The following is a 23,887-nucleotide window of genomic DNA, read 5'->3' as shown; positions in this document are numbered from 1 at the left end:
TCCGAGACAGGCTTGCCTGCTTAAACAAAAGCTTACGCGGTCATCGTGTTCAGAACAATTCTTTTGATGCACAATTTTGAAAGAATTGCATACAAACTGAGGTCGAACAGATACCCGCAATAGATCCTCCCCGGTCAGCCATAGCGCGCGCCACCGGCGAACCAGTCGTCGAACCGGGACGCGGTGCGGATGACCACGCTCCGCTTCCGCATCCGGCTCCTGAGGGCGTCCCAGCCGTTTTCCTTGCCATAGCCGCTTTCGCCGAAGCCGCCCCAGATCGACCGCGGGTCGTTCTTGTGATGATCGTTGATCCAGATCACGCCGGCGCGGACCGTTGCCGCGAGGCGATGGGCCCGGCCGATATCACGGGTCCAGATGCTGGCGCCGAGTCCGAACGGGCTGTCGTTCGCGAGCCGGATCGCGTCATCCTCATCGTCGAAGGGCGTCACCGCGATCACCGGCCCGAAGATTTCCTCGCGGAACAGCCTGTGCGCCGGATCGACATCCGCGAACACCGTGGGCGGGACGAAATGACCCGCGTCGAACGGCGCCGGCAGTGACGGCTTCGCGCCACCGGCGACGAGCCGGGCGCCGTCTGCCTTCGCGCTTTCGATATAGGCGAAGCATCGTTCCGCCGAGGCCGCCGAGATGACCGGCCCCATGTCGGTTGCCGGATCGGCGGGATCGCCGACGCGGAGTGCGTCGGCCCGGGCCTTCAGAGCCGCGACGAAAGCGTCGTGGATGCTCCGCTTGACGAGAAAGCGGGAGCCCGAGACGCAGGTCTGACCGGAGGCGACGAAGGCCGAAAAGACCGCGCCGGCAGCCGCTTCCTCGACCGGGACGTCGTCCCAGACGATCACCGGCGCCTTGCCGCCGAGTTCCAGCGTGCAGGGGATCAGGCGTTCCGCCGCGACCGCCGCGACCTTGCGACCGGTCGCCGTCCCGCCGGTCAGGTCGACCATGCCGACTTCCCTGGCAGCGCAGACGGCCGCGCCGGCTCGGCCGTCGCCGGTCACCACGTTGACGACGCCGTCCGGAAGGCCCGCCTCGACGCACCATTCGGCGATGAGGAGCGGCGACAGCGGCGCGAGCTCGGACGGCTTGACCAGGCAGGCATTGCCCGCGGCAAGTGCAACCGAGAGCTTCTTGACGAGGATCAGGGCCGGGTGGTTCCAGGATGTGAGCAGGCCGACCACGCCCAGCGGCTCGTACTGCGTCAGCGTCACGAGACCGCCCTTGACGCGGTTGGCTTCACCCTCCAGGCCCTGGGCAATGGCCGCGAAATACTCCAGCCATTCGGGGATCCGGGACATTTGTGCCCGCATCTCCCGGATTGCCCGCCCGGTCACCAGCGATTCGAGCTCGGCGAGATCCTGCATCCGCTCCCGCATGATCGCCGCGAGCGCGTTCATGTGCCGCGCGCGCTCGGCCGTATCGAGCGCCGACCAGGCCTCGAAGCCTGTCTGCGCCGCGGCCGCGGCCCGGGCGACATCCTCGTCGTCGGCCAGCGCGATGGTGGCGATCGGCTCGCCCGTCGCCGGGCTGCGCACCGCGAGCCGTCCGCTCCCCGAGGGTGCCTGCCAGCGGCCGCCATAATGCAGCCGGTTCTCCGGGATCTGGTTCAGTATCGATGCCGACATGGGCCGCAAAGCCTCCCTTTCCCGATGACTTTCATCGGGTACACGCTGTTCAGAAATCTTCGGCAGCGAGCGCCATGAGGTCCGCCGCCCCCATCGTTGCTCGCCGTTTGAGCATGTCCGTCTCGGGAAGCATGCGGAGAATGTAGAAACGCCCGGTCATCTGCTTGGCCCGCATGGTGCGGTCGCCCTCCGGGCGCCGGGCCGAACGCCGCTCGGTGATCACGAGAACCCGCAACCAGGTCCAGCCCATCGCCAGCAGACCGAAGAGGCGAAGGAAATCGGTCGCGCCGCCGGCCGGATCAAGGAGGCCTTCGGGCAACCTTCCACGCATCCAGTCGGCCGCTTCTTGCGCGTCGGAAAGCGCGCGGGCAACCGCGGCCGCCTCGCTTTCCAGTGCCGGGATCGCGCGGGCCGCAGCGATATCGTCGGCCACCAGCGCGAGGAATTCCGCGAGCGCCGCGCCGTCATCGAGGGTCAGCTTGCGGCGCACGAGATCGAGCGCCTGGATGCCGTTGGTGCCTTCGTAGATGCGCGTGATCCGGACGTCGCGCAGGAACTGCTCGATCCCCGTCTCGCGAATATAGCCGTAGCCGCCGAAACACTGGATCGCGAGATCGGCGACCTCGAATCCGCCGTCGGTGAAATGCGCCTTGATGACCGGCGTGAGCAGCGCGACCAGGCGGTCGGCCCGGGCGCGCTCCGCCGGGTCGGCAGCCCGCTTCGACAGATCGATCTGCAACGCCACCCAGAGGCCCAGCGCCCGTGCGCCCTCGGTAAAGGACCGCATGACGAGCAGCATGCGGCGCACGTCCGGGTGATCGACGATCGGAACGGCGTCACGATTGCCGCCGGGCACGCCCGCGACCGGACGGCCCTGAAGGCGCTCCTTCGCGTAGGCGGCGGCGTTCTGGTAGGCCGCTTCGGCGATGCTCAGGCCCTGCAGGGCGACACCGAGCCGGGCGTCGTTGACCATCACGAACATCGCGGCGAGACCCCGGTTCGGCTCGCCAACAAGGAAGCCCGTCGCACCGTCGTAGGCGATGACCCCGGTGGGCGCCGCCCGCAGTCCCATCTTGTGTTCGATCGAGAGGCAGCGGACGGCGTTACGTTCGCCGGGCTCGTCGTTCTCGTCCGGCAGATACTTGGGAACGATGAAGAGGCTGAGCCCGCCGCCGCCATCCGGCGCGCCCGAAATGCGCGCGAGGACCAGATTGACGATGTTGGGCGCCAGGTCATGCTCCGCGTTGGTGATGAACGTCTTGCTGCCGGTGATCCGGTAGGTGCCGTCGGCCTGCGGCTCGGCCCGGGTCCGCACGAGACGGAGGTCGGAACCCGCCTGCGGTTCGGTCAGGTGCATGGCCCCCGTCCACTCGCCGCCTGACAGCTTACCGAGATAGAGGCGCTTCTGCTCCTCGCTGCCGGCGGCGTGGATGGCGGTAAAGACCGCCTCGCTCAACTCGATGTAGCCGCTGAAGGCCATGTTGGCGCCTGACAGCACCTCGTAGACGGCTTCCGAGAGAACGCCGGGGAGCCCTTTTCCACCGTAGCGGGAGTCGAGGGCGAGGCCGATCCAGCCGCCCTCGGCGAAGGCGCGATAGGCCTCGCGGAAACCCGGCGGCGTCGTGACCTCGCCATCGCGGAAACGGCAGCCTACCTCGTCCCCGACCCGGTTGAGGGGTTGCGCGACGCCTTCGCAGATCCGCGCCGCGCCTTCGAGCAGCGCGGCGATGTCATCCGCGTCGAGACCGTCGAAGCCTTGCAGAGCCGCGTAGCGGCTGACCTCGAGATACTCCTCGAGAACAAAGCGGATGTCTGCGATCGGCGCCTTATACTCGGGCATGACGAACTCGCCTCTGGAAACAGGGGGCCTTGGGGAACCGGTCGCGGCGCTCAGGACGCATCCGAACCCCCGTCGGGCTCCGCATCGCGGCGGCTGTAATTGGCGTCCAGACGCTCAGCGAAATAATCGACGAAACGGATCGGCTGGTAACGCGCCTCACCACCCTGAAATGCCGGCAGGCATTCAATGAACGTGTCGAGATTGGGGTCGAAGAAATAGGCGATCGAGTAACGGTCCCTGCCACCCGCCGGCGTGACGACCCGATGCCGGGTCGAATTGAAGACATCGTTGGTCCAGCGCGCGAAGATGTCGCCGATGTTGACCACGAACGCCCCCTCGCGACAGGGCACCGGATGCCACGAGCCGTCCGTCGTCTCGATCTCGAGGCCACCGATTGCGTCCTGCGCCAGCAGCGTCAGGAAGCCGTAGTCGGTATGCGGATGGCTGCCGAATACGTCATCCTCCGGCGTCGGCTCGGCCGGCGGATAATGGTTGAGGCGCAGCGCGGTCGACGGCGGAGCGAAATGCCGAGCGAGAAACCCCGCCTCTTCTCCGATGGCCAGCGAGAGGACCGGCAACAGCCGCATGCCAAGCCGGCGGAGCGCCTTATCGTAAGCCGACACCGCTTCCTTGAAGAATGCATCGTCGGGCCACTGATTGGGTCCCTGCAGGGGCTTGCCGGAGCGGAAATCAGGATCGTCCTCCTCGACCTCGTGGCGGACAAAGAAGGATTCCAGCCGATTGGCCTGGCGGGCAGGCGCGTACCGCGCCGAGGATTTCAGCTTGGCGTCGCCGAACCCGAGATAGCCGCGATGCCACCGGTTCGAAGCCACGGCCTGCTTGCGCGCCATCGGCAGGGCATGGAACCGGCGGTTTGCCTCGAACGCGTCGGCGATGATCCGCGCGTCCACGCCATGACCGTCTAGATAGAAGAAACCTGCCGTCTCGCAGGCGGACCGGATCGCGCGCGCGATGTCGGACGTGCTGCCTCCGCCACCGTCCAACCGGCCGAGATCGACAACGGGCAGGCCAAGGTGTCGTGTCATTGCCCCCTCTCCCGGTCTCGCACTGCGTCGATCGCCGGCGGAAAGCCCGAAAGGCTTCTATTCACCGGTCTCCGTGCTATAGGCTGGAACAACATGCTGGCGCCCGGGATTGCCTCGTCATATTTTATATACAAAAATTCGTATTTTGTATACTTGATAGAACTCATCCTTGCGGAACCAAAGCGCGGTAGGAAACGATGAAGGGACGGGCAACGGCCACTAGGGCAGACGACCTCCGGCGGGCGCTGGAGCGGGAGATCCTGTCGGGCGAACTTGCGCCCGGCATGCGCCTGGACGAACAGACGCTGGCGATACGCCACAAAGTGTCTCGCACGCCGGTCCGCGAAGCGCTGCGGCAGCTTGCTTCTTCCGGCCTGGTCGAGATGCGTTCGCGTCAGACGCCGATCGTGGCGACGCTCACCATCCCCAAGCTGATCCAGATGTTCGAGGTCATGGCCGAGCTCGAAGGCCTGTGCACGCGCCTTGCGACGCGGCGCATGACCGTTCCGCAGCGCAAGGCGCTGCTGGATATTCACAAGCGGCTGATCGCCGCGCTCGAGAAGAACGAGCCGGCGAAGTTCTACGAGATCAATCGGGAATTCCACCACCTGATTTACGAGGCCGCCGAGAGCGAATTTCTCGCCGAACAGACCAACCAGATCCGGAACCGCGTCGGCCCCTATCGTCGTCACGTGACCTATCGGCCGGGCCGGATGGCCGCGACCATTCACGAGCACCAGCTTGTGATCGACGCCATTCTGGCAGGGGACGCCGAGGCCGCTGGCAAGGCGATGCGCGACCATGTCAACCTGCTGGGCGAGAACCTGACCGACTTCATCGCGTCCCTGCCGATCGAGGTCACGGCTCCGCAAAAGGTCGGCTGACCGGTCGCTGAGGGATCGCGCTGTTCCGGGCCCGTCCGTCACGGCGCGCAATCCGCCAGTCCGGCAAGCGTCTCGGTCAGCACGCGCGCGCCGTCGGCGAGTGCCGCGGGCTCGGCCCACTCGTCCTCGCGGTGACTCACGCCGTCACGACAGGGAACGAAGATCATGCCGGTCTCGCAGGCCAGGTGGAGATAGCCGGCGTCATGTCCCGCGGCGGACGGCAGATCCCGGTGCGGTATGCCGAGCGCCCCGGCGGCGGCGCGGATGCGGTCCCGCATCGAGACCGGGAAGCTTTTCGGGTCCGCTCGGCTCAGTTCCTCGACGGCGACATGACAAACACCGGCATTGGTCTCGCAAACCGTCTCGACCCGGTCGCCGAGCGACGCCAGGATACCGGCATCGTAATGTCGCAGGTCGATCGAGAACACGACCGAGCTCGGCACCACGGAGGGCGCGTTCGGTCGCACCGTGAAGGCGCCGACCGTGAATCGCACCAGACCCTCGGGATCGTCGGTCAGGCGCCGCAGGGCTGAAACAATATCCATTGCCGCGAACAGCGCGTCCCGGCGCTCGCCCCGGGGCGCGGTACCCGCGTGGGCTTCCTCCCCTGTCACCGTGACACGATAGGTGCGCTTGCCCTGGATGCCGGTGACAATCCCGACCGGGAATCCTTCGCGTTCGAGGACCGGGCCCTGTTCGATATGGGCCTCGACATAGGCATGGACCGGCCTGGGCAGATCGACCGGCGGGAACGACGGCATGCAGGCGAGCGCCGCCTCGACGGACACCCCGTCGGCGTCCCGCACGGCCAGGATATCGGCCAGGCTGCGCGCGCCCGCAAAGGCGGCGGAGCCCATCATGCCGGGCGCATAGCGCGAGCCTTCCTCGTTCATCCAGGCGACCACCTCGATGGAGCGCCTTGGGCGGAGGCCGGCCGCAAGGAGCGCCTCGACCGCCTCGAGTGCTGCGAGCACGCCGTAGGCCCCGTCGAAACGGCCGCCAGTCGGCTGGCTGTCGATATGGGAGCCTGACAGCACCGGCGAGAGGGCAGCATCCCTGCCCTTGAGCACGAGAAAGAGGTTGCCGACGGCATCCGATTTCGCGGTCAGTCCGAGCGGTCGCGCCCAGTCGACAAGCTGCAGACGTGCCGCCGCATCCTCGGGCGAAAGCGCCTGCCGGTTGACCCCGCCGCGCGCGGTCGCGCCGAAACGCGCCAGTTCCTCGTGGCGCCGCCACAGCCGGTCCTGGTCGACGAAGCGGGACGGCCGCGCCAGGCTCATGACGTCTTCATGATCTGGTCGGGTGTCGCCCGGGGGTCGCGCCTCGACCAGCGACCCGCCTCGACCTGGGCGATGAATTCCGCCAGCGCGCGATTGAAGGAATCGGGCTCCTCCAGGTTGAGCGTGTGACCCGTTTTCGGCATCACCAGCAGGCCGCAGGCAGGCAGCGTCTTCTTCAGGAACACACCCGGCTGGATGCAATGATCGTCCTCGTCGCCAACAACGACGAGCGTCGGAAGCGTCATCCGGGCGAGACCGTCGGCAAGGTCGTAGATGGACGGACGCCGGGCCTGCACGCCACGCATCGTGTTGGCGGCCCCGAGCGCGGAATGCTCGCCCAGCTGCTCCGCGAACTCGCGCCAGCCGCGCGGGTCCTTGTTCTGGAACTGCACGCGCGACGCCCCGAGCGCGTAGGTCCGGGCAAAGACTTCGCTGCCCTGAGCCTCGAAGTTGCGGGCGACTTCGAGCGACACGTCGCGGAAGTAATCCTCGAATTCCTTCTCCGCCCCGTATCCGGCCCCGGCGACGACCAGCGAGAGCGCCCGGTCCGGCTGCTCGAGCCCGAGATGGAGTGTCGCGAAACCGCCCATGGAAAGCCCGACGACATGGGCCTTGTCGACCTTCGCCGCGTCCATGACGGCGACGATGTCCTGCACCGCGCGCTTCTGGGAATAGGCCTCGACGTCCTCGGGCACATCCGACGGCGGATAGCCGCGGGCGCCGAAGGTGATACAGCGGTGCCGGCGCGAGAAATAGCGCATCTGGGGCTCCCAGCTGCGGTGATCGCCACCGAATTCGTGCACGAAGACGATCGGCGAACCGTCTCCCGCTTCCTCGAAGTAAAGGCGAACCCCGTCGTCCGTCGTCGCAAAGCTCATCGACACCTCCCGAAAGCTGGCCGGGCCGCTAGAACAGTGGCCTGGTCATGTTCATGCCGCGCGCCGTCTCGATCATCTCCGGCAGCAGGCCGCAAAACTCCTCGACCCACGACGCGGGCACGGATGTGCTGACCTTGATGAAGCGGTCACCGAAGCGCGGCGTGTGATAGCGCCCCTGGCGGATCATGATGCCGCGTTCCTGGTACGCCGCAACCAGCGCCTCTGGCGCGATGCCGAGCTCGGCGCATTCGACGACCAGGAAGTTGCCGTTCGACGGGAATACCGGCAGGGACAGGCCCGGAACGGAATCCACCACCTCGCGAATGCGATCCTGGTTGCCGCGCTGGACGCGCAACACCTCCTCCATCCAGGCACCCTTGACGGCGAGGCCGGCCAGCGCGCCGCGCTGCGCGATGACACTGCTTCCGAGGGTCGAGGGCGATATGCCGGCCAGCGTCTCGACGACATCGGGATTCGAGATCACGGCGCCGATCCGGAGACCGGCAAGGCCAAGCCATTTCGAGAAGCTGTAACTGGTCACCGTGCCTTCCGGATAGAAGGTCGCGGCGAGGGTGTGGTCGAAGGCAAAATCCCGATAGGTGCAGTCATGCAGCAGGATCGCATCGACCCCACGGGCGATCTCGCAGAAGGCCGAAATCTCGTCCCGAGTGTAACAGATTCCCAGCGGGTTGTTCGGATCGACGATATAGATGATGGCCGTATCCTGATCGACCGTCGCGCGCAGCTGCTCCGGCGACAGCCGGTAGTTCAGCGCCGGATCGTAAATCGCGATCTCGCGAACCTCGGCGCCGGCCTGCCGGGCGAACTGCATCGGCCATTTCCAGCCCGGATCGGTGGTGACGAAATTGGTGCCCGGCCGGCAGAACGCGTGGCAGACGAGGAACAGTCCGCCGACCGCGCCGTCGGTCACCAGCGCCGACGCGCCCGGGAGGTCGAGATCCGCGACGATTCCCTGGCGCAGGGCCTCGAAACCCGCGGGCGGCGCGTAGGCGTGGAAGCCCTCGTCCTCGACAGCCTGCAGGAGCGCCTGGCGGACCGAGGGATGCATCGGCATATGGTTTGTATTCTGACCGAGCCACTTGAGCCCCGGGGTCGAGAACAGCTGGTCGAAATAGGCGTTCTTCTCTTCGAACTGCCGCATGGCGCTACTCTTTTCCCTAGATGATGGAGCCGCGGGCAGCGATGCCGCCGTCGATCGTGACGATCGTTCCGCTGATATAGCCGGCCTTCGGCGAGGCGAGAAAAACCATCAGGTCCGCCACTTCCTCCGGCGTTGCCGGCCGCCCACCCGGATATTTCTCGAAGAGCTCTTCCCAGCGGCCTTCGTCGCCGTACCAGTCGACGGCGCGCCGTTTCATGAGCTTGGTCATGCGATCGGTGGCGACCGGCCCCGGGTTGACGCCGACGACCCGGATGCCGTCGTTCAGGCTGGCCCCGCCCAGTGCCTTGGTGAACGACATCAGCGCCGCGTTTCCGGTACTGCCGGCGATGTAGTTGGCGTCCCAGTTCTCGCCCGAATTCCCGATATCGTTGACGATAACCCCCGATTTCCGGGCCTTCATGTGCCTGTATAGCTCCCGCGTCAGGGTGATGTATCCGAAGACCTTGAGGTCGAACCCGCGCCGCCAGTCGTCGTCCGTGAGCGAATCGAGCGGCCCGGAGGAAATATCGCCGGCATTGTTGACGAGGATGTCCGCCGTCTCGCACTCGGCCGCCAGTTCGATCATGTTGCTGGGCGCCGACAGATCCATTGGGAAGATCGTCACCTTGACGCCCTGTTCCCGGGCAATGCCGTCACGCAGGCATTCGAGTTGCTCCCGCGAGCGCGCCGCAAGGCAGAGATCGCACCCTTCACGGGCAAACGCTTCGGCGGCAGCCCGGCCGATGCCTTTCGAAGCGCCGGTAATCATTACGGTCTTGCCCGCAAGGTCTAGATCCATCTCGTACGACTCCTCCAGTCAGTCACCCGCCGCGGTGATCGAGCCGCGATCATAATAGCTATTTCTCAAAAGTGTATTTTTTTCTTCTGTTTTTGTATACACATCGAACGAAGACGCGGAACCGGGCTCCGGACAAGCATGGTCGGCCAATCGGTGAGTTTTTCGCGCGGCCGGCGGCGGCCCGAGCGGCCGCAAAGAACGCCTCAGGTCACGGCCTTCATGCGCCGAGGGCGAGCTTTATGGCCAGGCCCACGATCGATAGCGCCAGGACACCGCCGGCCCAGAGGCCGATGAACCACAGCAGGCGCCGCGCGCCGGGTTTCAATGATAGCCCTTCGAGGGATCGACCTTGCCCCGGAAGACCCAGTAGGCATAGCCGGTGTAGGCGAGGATGACGGGGATGAGGACCGCCGCGCCGACCAACAGGAAGCGAAGGCTGGAATCCGGCGCCGCGGCCTGCCAGATCGTGACGCTCGGCGGCACCATGTAGGGGTAGAAGCTGATCCCGATACCGGCATAGCACAGCACGAACAGTCCGAGCGACGCCAGGAAGGGCTGCGCCGTGCGTTGCTCCGAGAGACCGCGAAACAGGCCCCAGGCGCAGACCGCGACAAGCGCCGGGACCACGAGGCTGAATATCATCGTCGGCCACGCGAACCAGCGTTCGAGGAACTTCGGGTTGAGGAACGGCGTGGCCAGGCTGACGGCGGCGACAAAGGCCAGGGTCGCGATGCCGCTTGCCCAGGCGAACCTGCGGGCCCGATGCTGCAGGTCGCCTTCGGATTTCATCACCAGCCAAGTCGCGCCGAGCAGCGCGTAGCCGCAAACCAGCCCGAGGCCGGTGAGCAGGCTGAAGGGCGTCAGCCAATCCCACCAGCCGCCGGCATATTGCCGGTCGACGACCTCGATCCCCTGTACCAGCGCGCCCAGCGCAATTCCCTGGGCAAAGGTGGCAAGGAACGAACCCGAGGCGAAGCCCCAGTCCCAGAGGAATCTCCCGCGCGTCGTCCGCCAACGGAACTCGAAAGAGACGCCACGGAAGATGAGCCCGATCAGCATCGCGATAATCGGCGCGTAGAGCGCCGGCAGAATGGTGGCGTAGGCCAACGGAAATACGGCGAAGAGCCCGCCGCCGCCAAGCACCAGCCAGGTCTCGTTGCCATCCCAGACCGGAGCCACCGAGTTCATCGCGACATCGCGGTCGTGTTTGCCCGGCAGGAGCGGAAACAGCACACCAATGCCGAGATCGAAGCCGTCGAGAACCACGTAGGCAAGGACGGCGAAAGCAATCAGCGCGGCCCAGATGAAGGGAAAATCGAGTTCCATGCTCTTGGGCTCCTCACTTCATGTGGCGAATGACGCGGTCCGGATCGATCGCCGGCGCAGGGGTGATACCCGCCGCTCGCGTCGGCCCGATCTCGTCGTGAATGCCGGCTTCCGGGCGCTTCGACATCAGCCTCAGGATGTAGAAGGTGCCGGAACCGAAGACGGCGAAATAGACAACGACGAAGGCAACGAGCGAGGCGCCCACGGCGGCGGCGTCGAGCGGCGACGCCGAATCGGCCGTTCTGAGCAATCCGCTGACGGTCCAGGGCTGTCGTCCGACTTCCGTCGTCACCCAGCCGGCCAACACGGCCAGGAAGCCCGACGGGGCCATTGCCACGGCGGCCCGTTGCAGCCAAACGGAGTCGTGGAGTCTGCCGCGAAACCGCACCCACGCGCTCCACAAGCCGATACCGACCATGGCCAGTCCAATGGCGACCATGACGCGGAAGCTCCAGAACAGGATCGCCGCCGGCGGGCGGTCCTCCTTCGACCAGGCCTTCAATCCCTGGACCTCGCCGTCCCAGTCATGGGTGAGGATCAGCGAGCCGAGCTTCGGAATCTCGACCGAATGGCGCGTCTCCTCCGCCTCGTCGTCGGGAAGGCCGAAAAGGATCAGGGGCGCGCCCTTGCGGGTCTCGTAATGGCCCTCCATCGCGGCAACCTTTGCCGGCTGGTGTTCGAGCGTGTTCAGCCCGTGAAAATCGCCCGCGATCACCTGCAACGGCGCCACGATCAGCGCCATCCACATCGCCATCGAGAACATGATCCGCGCGCCCCGGTCCCGCCGGTCGCGCAACAGATGCCAGGCGCCGACACCGCCGACCACGAACGCGGTGGTGAGATAGGCCGCCAGCACCATATGCACGAGGCGGTAGGGGAAGGACGGGTTGAAGACGATCGCCCACCAGTCGACCGGGACGAATTGCCCGACCTCGTTGATCGCGAAGCCTGCGGGCGTCTGCATCCAGGAATTGACAGAGAGAATCCAGAACGCGGAAATCAGTGTTCCGACGGCCACCATCAATGTGGCGAGAAAATGCAGTTTCGGGCCAACCCGGTTCAGACCGAACAGCATCACCCCGAGAAAGCCGGCCTCGAGAAAAAACGCCGAGAGCACCTCGTAGCCCATCAACGGCCCCAGGATCGGCCCGGTCCTGTCGGAGAAAACGCTCCAGTTGGTGCCGAACTGGTAGCTCATGACGATGCCCGAGACGACACCCATGCCGAAGACGACGGCGAAGATCACCTTCCAGTACTGAAAGATTTTCAAGTAGCTTTCGTCGCGGGTCCAGAGCCACAGCCCCTCCAGCACCGCGAGATAGCTCGCCAGCCCGATCGAGAATGCCGGGAAGATAATGTGCGCCGAGATGGTGAAAGCGAACTGGACTCGGGCCAGAACAACGGCGTCCGGGAATTCAGGCATCATCGCTTCCGTCCACTACTGAAACGGTGTCAGCGGCGGCGGCCCCTCTCGAGATGTCGCCTGTCGCTCTGCCTCCGATAATCGCGATTCTATTCCCGCGGGAGAATGCGTGTTTTTGACGCAACCCGAGACTGCCCGCACGTGCCGCGCACTGGCCAGGTGCCGGCCTTGCTTGGGCTGCCGCGAGAACAGCGACTCTCGGGTCGCTTTCGCTGCCCTGTAGGTGAAAGCGCCGCCGCGGTCGGTGTCGAACGGCCCGTTTGCCTTCGATCCTGCTTCCCGATAGTGATAATGTGCAACCGCGCGAGACGGTCGGCCTGACAACATTGCCGATTGGTCAGGCGGAACCTGGCGCGGCGCCGGAGCGGGACGATGCGGTTTGATCGATGGAGCCACGCTTCAGTCTGGCCTTTGCCAAAGCGGCCGATGGCGAATGCGCGGCCTGCTTCCGGAGCCTCTCGTTGAGCGAGGCCCCCGAAACCGACCCGGCAGAGTTGTGGCGCTTCGTGCCGCTTGGCGACTATGCGCGTCCCGAGCGCCCGACGGCCAGTGCCACGGCGCATGCCTGGTCCTCGCTCAAATCGACCTTCAGGATGAGCGACGGGGACGAGAACGCCCCGACCGAGCGGGAAAAATCCCTTCGTGCCCTGGCGGAAGTGAGGCTGGAGCATCTGGTCCGCCCGTTCGACTGGACCGAGGTCTCGACGGGCCTCGACACGGCGCTGACGGAAAGAGCCGCCCCGGCGCGCACGTCGTCTGCAAGCTTCGTCATCGGACAGCCACACTGCGGTCACGCGGGTATCGTCGAGGCCTGGGCATCCCGGCATGGAGCCCAGGTGATCGACCCGCCATCGCACGAGGAGATCCTGGCAGGCGACCCGGGTTGGCGACCATCCTGGCCGGAAGCCGGGCAGCTTTGGGCCATCCCCCGCCTCGAACATTGCTTCCTGCGCCATGCGAACGGCTTGGTTCTGGTGCGCCGCCTGCTCGAGGACGTGGCCTGTGGCCGGGCCGGCCGCGGACTGATCGGCTGCGACAGCTGGGCCTGGGCCTTCCTGCGCCATGTATGGCCCATACCCCAGCCCGAGGCGCTCACGCTGGAGGCTTTCGACGGCACCAGACTGGCGCGCCTCTTCTCCCTGCTGGCGGCACCTGAGGGCGGAAGGCAACTGAGTTTCAGACACGCCCGAACCGGCCGCGAAACGCTGGCCGTGCCGGCCGCCGACAACCACACGAGCGACGAGCTCATCCGCCTGGCTGCCCACTGTCGCGGCAACCCCGGCACCGCGCGCAGCTACTGGCGGGCACGTCTGAGAGCGGAACCCGAAACCGAGGCCCGTTCCGAAGACAGCGAAACCTCGCGGCCGGACGGGACCGACGATTCGGCCACCGTCGTCGTCTGGGTCTCGGCCGATCTTCCGGAACCGTCGCTCAAGCTGGACGAGGATACGATCCTCTTCCTTCACGCGTTGTTGCTGCACAACGGCCTGACGGTGGAGGCGTTGAACGAAGTCTTGCCGATGCCGCTGTTCCGAAGCAACGCCATCGCCGAACGCCTCAGGTCACTCGACCTGCTGGAACGGCGACAGGGGCGCTGGATCGTATCGGCCCTCGGTTACACGCTGACCCGCGAATGGCTGCGCACCCGCGACTTCCTGATCGACGATTTCTGACCCGAAAACCAACCTGTCCCAGAACCAGCAGGACCCATGTCCGAAGACACCCCGATAGCCGGCATTTTCAAGGCGCCCGACCTGGCCATGGCGATCGAGATTCTCGCGGTCATCGCGATTGCCGGACTGCTGATCGCCGCCGTGCAGCGGGCCCTGCCCTGGGTCGGCAACCGGCTGCAGGGCAAGCGGCGCCTGTTCGTGCTCGCCCTCGTGCCGGTCCTTCGCCTGCTCCTGATCATCGGTGCCTTCATCATCATCGTGCCGCTGCTGATCAAACCGTCACTGCAGAACATGGTGGCGCTGTTCGGCACCATCGGGCTGGCGATCGGGTTCGCGCTCAAGGATCTGGCGAGCAGCCTGATCGCCGGCATCGTTGCGGTCGGCGAGATGCCCTACCGCAACGGGGACTGGATCCGGATCGACGGTATTTATGGTGAAGTGCGCCATGTCGGCATGCGGGCGGTGCAGATCGTGACACCCAGCGACGACGTGGTGTCAATTCCCCACGCCCGCCTGTGGGATACCGCGATCGTCAATTCGAACGACGGCTCACCAAGGCTCCAATGCATCGCCGATTTCTACCTGCATCCCATGCACGACGCGGCGAAGGTCAGGGAAGCGCTCACTGACGTCGCGCTGACCAGCCCCTATCTCTATTTCGACGAGCCTATCGCGGTGATCATCCACGAGAAGCCCTGGGGGACGTGGTACCAGTTGAAGGCCTATCCGGTCGATGCACGCCAGCAGTTCCGCTTCATGACCGACCTGACCGTGCGCGGAAAGGCGGCGATCGGACGCCTCGGCGCCGCCTTCGCGACAGTCCCGATGGCGGAGATCGACCGGCCGCGATAGGGCCTCCGACCGGCAGCAGCACCGCTCTCACGCGAAAGCCCAAATATCTCGAACACAGAAGTGTCCATCGTGATAATTGATGTCACGAAGACGGATTTGGTTCCCCCGATCAACAAAAACATTTTCCTTCACTAATCAAAATCGTTCGTATCTAATTTTCAATCTGTTGGCGACGGAGTGTTCGATTTTTGACAGTGCAATTTCCCGGTCGTCCTGTTGCTGTGTTTGATTCTGAACCTGAATGCCAATCGCCCGCGTGCTTCGGCGGCATGGAACTCCTGCGAACTGATGTGTTGCTGCGCCGAATATTGCGGACTGGCAGAAGGAGCGCGACATGCCTCAACCGTCCGCGGACGCCGACAGCGGCCGTCTCAATCCGATCGTCTTCTACGGATCCACGACAGGAATCGTCGCATTTGCGCTCTGGGTGATGGTTTTCACCGAGCCGGCCAACGCCGTGATCGGCGCGGTGCTGAGCTGGGTGTCGGACAGCTTCGGATGGTTCTATTTCGTCGCCATCCTGCTGTACCTGGTTTTCGTCATCGCCATCGGGCTGTCGCGCTTTGGCAAGATAAGGCTGGGGCCGGAACATTCGAGGCCGGAATTCCCGTTGCTGACATGGGCCGCGATGCTGTTCGCGGCCGGCATCGGCATCGACCTCCTGTTCTTCTGCGTCGCCGAGCCGTTGACGCAGTATCTCGCCCCGCCGGTCGGCGAAGGCAGCACCGAGGCGGCAGCCCGGCATGCCCTTGAACTGACCCTCTTCCACTGGGGCATCTCCGGCTGGGGCGTCTATACCCTGGTCGGCATGTCGCTCGCCTATTTCAGCTATCGCCACGGCCTGCCCTTGACGATCCGCTCTGCCCTGTTCCCGATCTTCGGCCGGCGCATCGACGGATGGATCGGCCACAGCGTCGACATCGCCGCCGTGCTCGGCACGGTCTTCGGCATCGCCACCAGCCTTGGCATTGGCATCATTCAGCTGAACTTCGGTCTCGCCTACATGTTCGACGTTCCCCAGGGCGCCCTCACGCAGGCGTCACTGGCGGTCGCCATCGTCGTGGGCGCCGCGATCTCGGCGGCAACCGGCGTCGAGAAGGGAATCCGTCGGCTTTCCGAGTTCAACATGATTCTCGCCGTCGCGCTTATGCTGTTCATCCTTTTCGCAGGCGAGACCGTGTTCCTTCTCAGCGCCCTGGTGATGAATCTCGGCGACTATCTCTCCAGTTTCATCGCGCTCTCGCTCAACACATATGCTTTCGATCCGCCGACCGACTGGCTCAATGCCTGGACCGTTTTCTTCTGGGCATGGTGGATCGCCTGGGGCCCGTTCGTCGGCCTGTTCCTGGCCCGCATCTCGCGCGGGCGCACGATCGCGCAGTTTGTCGCGGGAACGCTGATCCTGCCTTTTGCCTTCATGGTGGCGTGGATGGCAATCATGGGAAACAGCGCCATCGACCTCGTGATGGGCGGCGCGATCGATTTCGGCGAGCAGGCCATGAACAGCCCGGGTTCGGCGATCTACCTGTTCCTCGAACAGATGCCCTGGACCGGAATCACCACCATCGTCGTCACCATCCTGGCGATCGTCTTCTTCATCACGTCAGGCGATTCCGGCGCGCTCGTGCTGTCGAACTTCACCTCCATCCTCGACCATCCGGACCAGGATGCCCCGGTGTGGATGCGGATCCTCTGGGCCGCCATCATCGGCGTCGTGACCGTGGCGCTGCTTTTCGCCGACGGCCTGACCGCCCTGCAGAGCACGACGGTGATCATGGGCCTGCCATTCTCGATCGTACTCATCTTCATGATGGCAGGGCTGTTCAAGGCATTGAAGGTCGAGGCCATGAAGGACGAAAGTCACAGCCGCAGCCTGTCGATTTATCTCTCAAGCCGCACCGGCGGCGGCCGGCAGGAATCATGGAGCCGCCGTCTCGCGCGAACCTTCGTCTACCCGACGCACGAAGAGGCGCTCGCTTTCCTGGCCAGGGTCGGCAGGCCGGCAATGGAAGCCATCCGCGAACACCTGGAGAAAGAGGGGCTGCCGGTCGCGATCAACGAGGGACCGGCTGAGAAACCGCACCTCTCTCTCGACATAGAATTGTCGGGCGCCCAGGATTTCACCTACCAGATGTGGCCGATGCGTTCGGTCGTGCCGAGCTTCGCCATTCGTCCGCAGCGCGCGACGCCGACCTACTACCGCGTCGAGGCGCATCTGTTCGAAGGCGGACTGGGCTACGATCTGATGGGCTATACCCGGGAGCAGCTGATCGCGGACATTCTCGACCAGTACGAACGGCATCTGCATTTCCTGCACATGCAGCAGCAGACGCCGGGAGCGACGGTCATGCCCGACGAAAGCACATCCGTCGCGGGCTCTCGCTCCGGCTCGGGCGAATGAGCAGACAATGGCCGCGACACACGGGAGGAATTGGCAGTGAACGAGACGACCTTCGATGATACCTTCGATTACATCGTGGTCGGCGCCGGTTCGGCGGGCTGCGTCCTGGCCGACCGGCTGACGGCCGATGGCAGCAACAGCGTGCTGCTGCTCGAATTCGGCGGCAAGGACAGTTCCATCTTCATCCAGATGCCGACGGCATTCTCGATCCCGCTCAACATGGAGAAGTTCGACTGGGCGCTTCACACCGAACCGGAGCCGGGTCTGGGCGGCCGTACGATCCACCAGGCGCGGGGCAAGGTCATCGGCGGCTCGTCCTCGATAAACGGGCTTGCCTATGTGCGCGGGAATGCCGGCGACTTCGCGGAGTGGGTCGACGAGGGCGCGACAGGATGGGGCTATGCCGACGTGCTGCCCTATTTCATGCGCGCGGAGGACTGCGTCTACGGCGCCGACAATTACCGTGGCGTCGACGGCCCCCTGGCGACCTGCAACGGCAACAACATGCGCAATCCGCTTTACCGGACATTCATCGAGGCCGGGCGCCAGGCCGGTTACGGCACGACGGAGGACTATAACGGCGAGCGGCAGGAAGGATTCTGCCGCATGGACATGACCGTGCGGGACGGCGTCCGCTGCTCGACGGCGAACGCCTATCTCAAGCCCGCCCTCGACCGGCCGAACCTGTCGCTGAAGATGCACGCCCTGACGACCCGGATCCTGCTCGAGGGGCGCCGCGCGATCGGGGTCGAATACCGCCTTGGCGATCGCGTGGTCCGGGCCGGGGCACGACGCGAGGTCATCCTGTCGGCAAGCAGCTTCAATTCCCCCAAGCTGCTGATGCTGTCCGGCATCGGCCCGGCGGCGCATCTGAAGGAACATGGCATCGCGGTCGCGCATGACCTGCCCGGCGTCGGCGGCAACCTCCAGGATCATCTCGAAGTATGGGTGCAGCAGGAATGCACCCGGAAGATCACGCTCAACGGATCACTGAACCCTTTCGCGCGGGCCTGGATCGGGGTCCGCTGGCTGCTGTTCAAGAATGGTCTCGGCGCCAGCAACCAGTTCGAGTCCAACGGCTATATCCGCAGCAGGGCCGGCCTTCGCTTTCCGGACATCCAGTATCATTTCCTGGCAGGCGCGATCGCCTACGACGGATCCAGCGCCGCCAAGGGGCACGGTTTCCAGGTCCACCTCGGGGCCAACAAGCCGAAAAGCCGCGGTCACGTCCGGCTGAAATCGGCAGACCCGGCCGAACCGCCCAGCCTCTTGTTCAACTACCTGAGCGAGGAAGCCGACCGGGCGGCGTACCGGGCCGGCCTGCGGCTGACCCGCGAGATATTCGCGCAGGCCGCCTTCGATCGATACCGTGGCAAGGAAATCGCCCCCGGTTCGCATGTGAAAAGCGACGACGAGATCGACGCCTGGGTCGCCGAGACGGCAGAGACCGCCTACCACCCCGCCGGCAGTTGCCGGATGGGAACCGATCCCCAGGCGGTGGTCGATCCCGAATGCCGCGTCCACGGCATCGAGGGGCTTCGCGTGGTCGATTCCTCGATCATGCCGACCTTGACCAACGGCAACATCAATGCGCCAACGATCATGATCGGCGAGAAGGCGGCCGATCACATCCTCGGGCGCGACCCGCTCCCACCGGCAAATGTGGAGACTTTCTTCGCGCCCGACTGGGAAGCCCGCCAGAGGATCGGCGAGCCGGAGCGCCGCCTCGACGGCTGACGGACCGCCCGGGCACCGGCAGCGACCGCTACCGCCCTGTCGAGTCCGGTCGCCTCGCCGACCATCCTCCATCGTGACAACCGCGACCCCGGGCTGTCAGGGGAGGAACCACCCCGACAGCCCGGGCCGCGCGATATCGGACTCAGAAGCCCTCGAGCACGATCTTGCCCCTGGCCTTACCGCTTTCGATGACCGCATGAGCCTTCCTGAGTGTCGCGGCATTGATCGGCGAAATCACCTCGGTCACCGTGGTGCGGATGACCCCCCGGTCGATCAGGCCGGCCACCTCGTTGAGCAGTTTGCCCTGCTCTTCCATGTCGGCGGTTTCGAACATGGAGCGGGTGAACATGAACTCCCAGTGAATCGAGACCGCCTTGTTCTTGAAACCCTTGATATCGAGACCGACAGGGTCGTCGATCAGGCCGAATCGGCCCTGCGGCGCAACAAGCTCGAAAATTTCCTTGATGTGCCGCTCGGTCTCGGTCGTCGAGAAGACGAAGGCCGGCGCCCCGATCCCGAGTGCCGCCACCTGCGCGGCCAGCGGCCGGCTGTGATCGACCACGTGGTGGGCGCCGAGCGTCCTGACCCAGGCCTGGGTTTCCGGCCGCGACGCGGTCGCGATCACCGTCAGGTCGGTGAGCGCGCGGACGAGCTGGATGGCGATCGAACCGACGCCGCCGGCGCCGCCGACGATCAGGACCGCATTGGCCGCTCCCGCGACCGGCTTGCGGATATCCAGGCGGTCGAACAACATTTCCCAGGCGGTGATCGCGGTCAGCGGCAAGGCCGCGGCCTCGGCATCGGACAGGGTCGAAGGCTTGCGGCCGACGATCCGCTCATCGACAAGATGGTACTCGCTGTTGGCGCCCGGCCGGGTGATCGAGCCAGCGTAGAAAACCGCGTCGCCCGGCTGAAACAGCCGGACCTCGTCCCCGACCGCTAGCACCGTGCCGACCGCGTCCCAGCCCAGCACCTTGTACTCGCCGGGTTCCGGCGCGACATTCATCCGGACCTTGGTGTCGACCGGGTTGACGGATACGGCCTTCACTTCGACCAGCAGGTCGCGGCCGGCGGGGGACGGCCTCTCGGCCTCGAAATCGATCAGGGAATCCGCCTGGTCGATGGAACGGGGATGGGTATAGCCGATGGCTTTCATGGTCGTTCTCCTGGCTGGCAGTTGCTAGGCGCCAGAAATGACCCTATAGTCGAACCTACGCAATACGCACAACGAACGCATATAGTGTCGAAAAGGATACTGTTATGGCCAAGGCGCGGCACTCCCGGTTCGACTGCAGCCCCGGCTGTTCGGTCGAAGCGGCGATCGGGCTGATCGACGGCAAGTGGAAGTCGGTCATCCTCTACCACCTCTTGTCCGGCACGCTGCGCTTCAACGAGATCCGCCGCCACATCGTGAACGTCACGCCACGCATGCTGACCAACCAGTTGCGCGAGCTGGAAGCCGACGGCCTGATCAACCGCAAGGTCTATGCGCAGGTGCCGCCGAAGGTGGAGTACAGCCTGTCCCCGCTCGGCCGCAGCATGGAATCGATCCTGCTGGCGCTGAAGGTCTGGGGTGACGAGAATATCGGTCTCTACGGAAAGCCCACGGAGACCACGCAGCGCGATCACGAGGCGGCCTGACGCACCTGACGCGTCCCCGATCCCATCGCCGGTACGCGACCCGTCTCGCCTCGCGTGATCGTTTCCGCCCCCCCGGAACGGAAATGTGATCCCGCTGCACTGTTATGGTCGGAACGCAGCGGGCTGCTCCGGGTTCATGTCGGTATCAGGAGACGCGAACCGATTGCAAACCGGGAGGAACTCCATGGTTCAGAGCTTCGACACCATCATCATCGGCGGTGGCAATGCCGGCTTCGGCGCATCCGCCATTCTGCACGAGGCCGGCAGGAACATCGCCTTCGTCGAGGAACGCGACTTCGGCGGGACCTGCCCGAACCGCGGTTGCACGCCGAAGAAGGTGCTGGTTGCCGCGGCCCAGGCGATGCACGGGATCGAGCGGGCGCCGGTGCACGGAATCGAGGTTGGCAAGGCACGGCTGGACTGGGCCCGGCTGATCGATCGAAAGCACGACCTGATCAGCGACATTCCCGGCGCCATGCTGGAAACGGCCGAGAAGCGCGGGACGGTCTTCCGTGGCAAGGCGACCTTCGCCGGCCCCGACAGGATCCGCGTCGACGGCCGGACCATCGCGGCGGACAACATCGTCATTGCCACGGGCTCTAAGCCGCGGCCGCTGCCGATTCCAGGCGCGGAGCACATGATCACGTCCGACGAGGTGCTCACGGAACGTGACCTGCCGGGCGAAGTGATCTTCATCGGCGGCGGCGTCATCGCCATGGAATTCGCCCATGTCTATGCCCGCGCCGGGGCGAAGGTCACGATCCTCGAAGCGACACCACGGTTGCTGCCGGCGATGGATGCTGACGCCGTGGCGATACTGCATCGCGAAACCGAGCGGCTCGGCGTGACGGTCGAGACCGGCGTCGAGGTGAAGGAAATCACCCGAGCGGGCGACGGACTCAGCGTCGCCTACGAGCGGGACGGCAATGAGCACGCGCTTCGGGCCGACCGGGTGGTGAACGGCGCCGGCCGCATCGCGAATGTCGGCGAGCTCGATCTGGACGCGGCCGATATCGCGCATGACGAGATCCGGATAGACGTCGACGATTTCCTTCGTTCGACCTCGAATCCGTCCGTCTGGGTCGCGGGCGACTCGCTCGTCGGCTCGGCGCAGCTGTCGCCGCTGGCGACCTATGAAGGCCGCATCGTCGGCCAGAATATCGTGCATGGGCCGGTCAGGAAGCCCGACTACACGGTCATACCGAGCGCCGTGTACACGGTGCCGGCCTTGAGCGCGGTCGGCCTGACCGAGGCGGAGGCCGGCGCCGCTGGCATCAAGGTGAAGGCCAAGACCGTCGACATGACGGACTGGCTTGCCGCCCGGACCCATGCGGAGACGGTCGCCTGGTCGAAGGTTCTGGTCGAGGAGAAGAGCGACAGGATCGTCGGCGCGCACATGATCGGCCATCACGGGGAGGACCTGATCCACCTGTTTGCACTGGCCATGCGCCACGGCATCACCGCGACGGAACTGCAGGAGACGCTGTTCGCCTTCCCGACATTCTCCGCCGATCTCAAGAGCGTGTTCTGATTCCGGGCAGCCTCGGCTATTGCAGGCCTTCCCGGTCGACGTAGAAGCCGTCGTCAGGCGGATAGCTGTGTTCGAGCCATCCGGGCCCGTCATGCGCCATCCAGAGCGCGGCGGCGAGACCGGATATCGCGACGAGCACGGCAAGATCCTCGTCCCGCATTGTGTGACGGGCCTGCGCGGCCATGATCACCTGGCCGAAGAACCGGCCCTTCCAGTTCATCGGCGCGAAGATCGCCGAGCCCATGCGCGCGGTCTTGAGATACTGCCGGAATTCCCCGTGGTCGTCGGTATTCTTCAGGATCAGCCGGCTCTTGTTGGCATAGACCCATCCCGGATGCCCGGCATCGATCGGCACGAGCAGGCGCTTCTGCTCCGGCGGAAATCCGACATTGCCGACCAGCATGTGATATTTCGCGTCCGGCGTGACCAGGAACGCGCCGGCGACGAAGAATTGCCGCTCCCCCGCCTTCAGCGCCCCCGGGCGATCAGCCGCCTCGCGGTCGCCGAGCAGGTCGAAATAGCGCGAGACGAGCGCGTGAATGGCCTCTTCCGGACCGTCCGCTGCGAGGGCAGCCTGACCGCCCTCGTCCAGCAATTTCAGGACCGCATCGCTCTGGAGCATATCTGCCTGTTCCCCCGGCAAGAAAAGCGACGCGAGGCCAACAGGCCCCGCGTCCACACCCACCACTGATTACTGCGCCTTGAGTGCCCGGATCTTTTCCACGAGGGCCCGGCCATCCGTGCCGGACTGCTCGTTCAGGCGATACCAGTTGTCATAAACCGGCTTCACGTTCTTTTCGGCGAAAACCTCGTCGAGAACCTCCTGCGGCGGCTCGTAGAGCGTCATGCCGGCCTTGACCAGCATGTCGATCTTGCCGCGGCTGAAGGATTCGTGCTGGGCGAAGTGCTCGTCCTCGATAGCGCGGAACTCGGCCTCCACGATCGGCTTCAGATCGTCGGGCAGCGCGTCCCATTTCTCCTTGTTCACGACGAATGACCACGGCACCACGGTGCCGATGCGCCACAGACCGATATGATTGGCGACTTCCGGGAAACCCATGCCGCTGGCGGTGCCGACAGAGGTCATCACCAGGTCGACCACGCCACGCTGCAACGCCGGGACGATCTCGGAGAAGTTCAGCGGCGTCGGGACAGCGCCGAGCTGGCTCATCAGGCTGGCCGCCTCGGTGTTGTGAACGCGTACCTTCTTGCCGCGAAAATCCTCGACGGTCCGCAGCGGATCACGTGAAATGATGCCCTGGGTCTCGAAGACACCGGTGGCGAGCTGGACCGAATTGTACTTGTCCGCCCAGACCGACGCCATCTCGCCACGCAACAGCGGATCGAGCATCTCATGATACTCGCCCACATCCGGGAGCAGGCCCGGGAGATGGCCGAAATTCATGTAGGGCGCCTCCGCGCTCAGCCACGGGCTGACGGCGAAGGATGCGTCGAGGCGGCCGTCGCGGACCGCGCCGGGCTGGTCGGGGCCGGGAACGAGCGTATCGTACAGCGTGATCTTCAACCGCCCGTTGGTCGCCGCGGCGATCCGGTCCGGAACGGTATCGATCGTCGCGAGGTAGCTGCTGCCGGTGGCCCTGACAAAGCCGACAGACCAATTGGCGTCTTCCGCTGCCGCCGGAAGCGCCACACTGGCCGAAAGTGCCAGCGTGGCGAGTAGTGTTTTCCAGTGTCCCATTCTCTCTCCCCTTGAATTTGTCCGGACAATTCTTCAGTGTACCGGCCACCCCGAGTCAAGGGAAAACTGATACAG

General features: G+C 65.1%; 20 protein-coding genes. 7 read left to right on the top strand and 13 right to left on the bottom strand.

The genetic code is table 11. From position 1 onward, the window contains the following. Positions 1-134: 134 nt before the first annotated feature. From OCH7691_RS19165 to OCH7691_RS19155, 3 genes are read right to left on the bottom strand one after another with little or no spacing between them, the layout of a single operon-like run. Positions 135-1,640 carry an aldehyde dehydrogenase family protein gene (locus OCH7691_RS19165; RefSeq protein ID WP_085885217.1) on the bottom strand — a complete coding sequence of 502 codons (1,506 nt, stop codon included), beginning with the start codon at positions 1,638-1,640 and terminating at the stop codon, positions 135-137. Positions 1,641-1,689: 49 nt separating this feature from the next. After that, entirely contained in the window at positions 1,690-3,480 is a 1,791-nt protein-coding gene (locus tag OCH7691_RS19160; protein ID WP_085885216.1) for an acyl-CoA dehydrogenase, read from the bottom strand. A 50-nt stretch (positions 3,481-3,530) separates the two neighbouring features. Continuing rightward, positions 3,531-4,526 carry an isopenicillin N synthase family dioxygenase gene (locus tag OCH7691_RS19155; protein ID WP_085885215.1) on the bottom strand — a complete coding sequence of 332 codons (996 nt, stop codon included), beginning with the start codon at positions 4,524-4,526 and terminating at the stop codon, positions 3,531-3,533. A 197-nt stretch (positions 4,527-4,723) separates the two neighbouring features. Here OCH7691_RS19155 and OCH7691_RS19150 point away from each other — a divergent pair, with 197 nt between their 5' ends. Next, entirely contained in the window at positions 4,724-5,410 is a 687-nt protein-coding gene (locus OCH7691_RS19150; RefSeq protein ID WP_085885214.1) for a GntR family transcriptional regulator, read from the top strand. Positions 5,411-5,448: 38 nt separating this feature from the next. Here the strand turns inward: OCH7691_RS19150 and OCH7691_RS19145 are convergent, their stop codons facing one another. The 7 genes from OCH7691_RS19145 to OCH7691_RS19120 form a co-directional block, all read right to left on the bottom strand. Further along, complete coding sequence (locus tag OCH7691_RS19145) at positions 5,449-6,690, bottom strand: Zn-dependent hydrolase (protein ID WP_085885213.1); 1,242 nt, start codon at positions 6,688-6,690, stop codon at positions 5,449-5,451. Continuing rightward, a complete protein-coding gene (locus OCH7691_RS19140) occupies positions 6,687-7,568 on the bottom strand; it encodes an alpha/beta fold hydrolase (RefSeq protein ID WP_085885212.1) in 882 nt (293 codons plus the stop codon). The genes OCH7691_RS19145 and OCH7691_RS19140 overlap by 4 nt, the downstream gene beginning before the upstream one ends. 28 nt (positions 7,569-7,596) lie before the next feature. Further along, entirely contained in the window at positions 7,597-8,730 is a 1,134-nt protein-coding gene (locus OCH7691_RS19135; protein ID WP_085885211.1) for a pyridoxal phosphate-dependent aminotransferase, read from the bottom strand. A 16-nt stretch (positions 8,731-8,746) separates the two neighbouring features. Then, positions 8,747-9,529: an SDR family oxidoreductase gene (locus tag OCH7691_RS19130; RefSeq protein ID WP_085885210.1), complete on the bottom strand. Its 783-nt coding sequence runs from the start codon at positions 9,527-9,529 to the stop codon at positions 8,747-8,749. A gap of 217 nt (positions 9,530-9,746) precedes the next feature. Then, positions 9,747-9,854, bottom strand: a complete 108-nt coding sequence (locus OCH7691_RS23830; RefSeq protein WP_139839804.1) for a DUF2474 family protein — start codon at positions 9,852-9,854, stop codon at positions 9,747-9,749. Beyond that, entirely contained in the window at positions 9,851-10,855 is a 1,005-nt protein-coding gene (gene cydB, locus OCH7691_RS19125; protein ID WP_085885209.1) for a cytochrome d ubiquinol oxidase subunit II, read from the bottom strand. The genes OCH7691_RS23830 and cydB overlap by 4 nt, the downstream gene beginning before the upstream one ends. A 13-nt stretch (positions 10,856-10,868) precedes the next feature. Beyond that, positions 10,869-12,278, bottom strand: coding sequence for a cytochrome ubiquinol oxidase subunit I (locus tag OCH7691_RS19120; protein WP_085885440.1), 1,410 nt, complete (start codon positions 12,276-12,278; stop codon positions 10,869-10,871). A 461-nt stretch (positions 12,279-12,739) separates the two neighbouring features. Here OCH7691_RS19120 and OCH7691_RS19115 point away from each other — a divergent pair, with 461 nt between their 5' ends. The 4 genes from OCH7691_RS19115 (at position 12,740) to betA (ending at position 18,941) form a co-directional block, all read left to right on the top strand. After that, positions 12,740-13,951: a hypothetical protein gene (locus OCH7691_RS19115; protein WP_139839803.1), complete on the top strand. Its 1,212-nt coding sequence runs from the start codon at positions 12,740-12,742 to the stop codon at positions 13,949-13,951. 36 nt (positions 13,952-13,987) lie between these two features. After that, positions 13,988-14,803 carry a mechanosensitive ion channel family protein gene (locus OCH7691_RS19110; RefSeq protein WP_085885207.1) on the top strand — a complete coding sequence of 272 codons (816 nt, stop codon included), beginning with the start codon at positions 13,988-13,990 and terminating at the stop codon, positions 14,801-14,803. A 334-nt stretch (positions 14,804-15,137) separates the two neighbouring features. Beyond that, positions 15,138-17,204, top strand: a complete 2,067-nt coding sequence (betT, locus tag OCH7691_RS19105) for a choline BCCT transporter BetT (RefSeq protein ID WP_085885206.1) — start codon at positions 15,138-15,140, stop codon at positions 17,202-17,204. Between the two features lie 36 nt (positions 17,205-17,240). Continuing rightward, on the top strand, positions 17,241-18,941 hold the full coding sequence (betA, locus tag OCH7691_RS19100) for a choline dehydrogenase (RefSeq protein WP_085885205.1): 1,701 nt from the start codon (positions 17,241-17,243) through the stop codon (positions 18,939-18,941). Between the two features lie 142 nt (positions 18,942-19,083). Here betA and OCH7691_RS19095 read toward each other — a convergent pair whose 3' ends face one another. After that, entirely contained in the window at positions 19,084-20,097 is a 1,014-nt protein-coding gene (locus OCH7691_RS19095) for a zinc-binding alcohol dehydrogenase family protein (RefSeq protein ID WP_085885204.1), read from the bottom strand. A 104-nt stretch (positions 20,098-20,201) separates the two neighbouring features. Here OCH7691_RS19095 and OCH7691_RS19090 point away from each other — a divergent pair, with 104 nt between their 5' ends. After that, positions 20,202-20,582, top strand: coding sequence for a winged helix-turn-helix transcriptional regulator (locus tag OCH7691_RS19090; RefSeq protein WP_085885203.1), 381 nt, complete (start codon positions 20,202-20,204; stop codon positions 20,580-20,582). Between the two features lie 184 nt (positions 20,583-20,766). Beyond that, positions 20,767-22,113 (top strand): dihydrolipoyl dehydrogenase family protein, encoded by a 1,347-nt coding sequence (locus OCH7691_RS19085; RefSeq protein WP_085885202.1) that lies wholly within the window; start codon positions 20,767-20,769, stop codon positions 22,111-22,113. A gap of 16 nt (positions 22,114-22,129) precedes the next feature. Here OCH7691_RS19085 and OCH7691_RS19080 read toward each other — a convergent pair whose 3' ends face one another. Both OCH7691_RS19080 and OCH7691_RS19075 read right to left on the bottom strand, forming a co-directional pair. Next, positions 22,130-22,735, bottom strand: coding sequence for a GAF domain-containing protein (locus OCH7691_RS19080; protein WP_085885201.1), 606 nt, complete (start codon positions 22,733-22,735; stop codon positions 22,130-22,132). 69 nt (positions 22,736-22,804) lie between these two features. Beyond that, complete coding sequence (locus OCH7691_RS19075; RefSeq protein WP_085885200.1) at positions 22,805-23,812, bottom strand: TRAP transporter substrate-binding protein; 1,008 nt, start codon at positions 23,810-23,812, stop codon at positions 22,805-22,807. Positions 23,813-23,887 lie beyond the last annotated feature (75 nt).

The organism is Oceanibacterium hippocampi, from assembly GCF_900172325.1.
Lineage (GTDB): Bacteria > Pseudomonadota > Alphaproteobacteria > Sneathiellales > Sneathiellaceae > Oceanibacterium > Oceanibacterium hippocampi.
The sequence above is the reverse complement of the archived record's forward strand: the minus strand, read 5'-3'. Positions and strand labels throughout refer to the sequence as shown.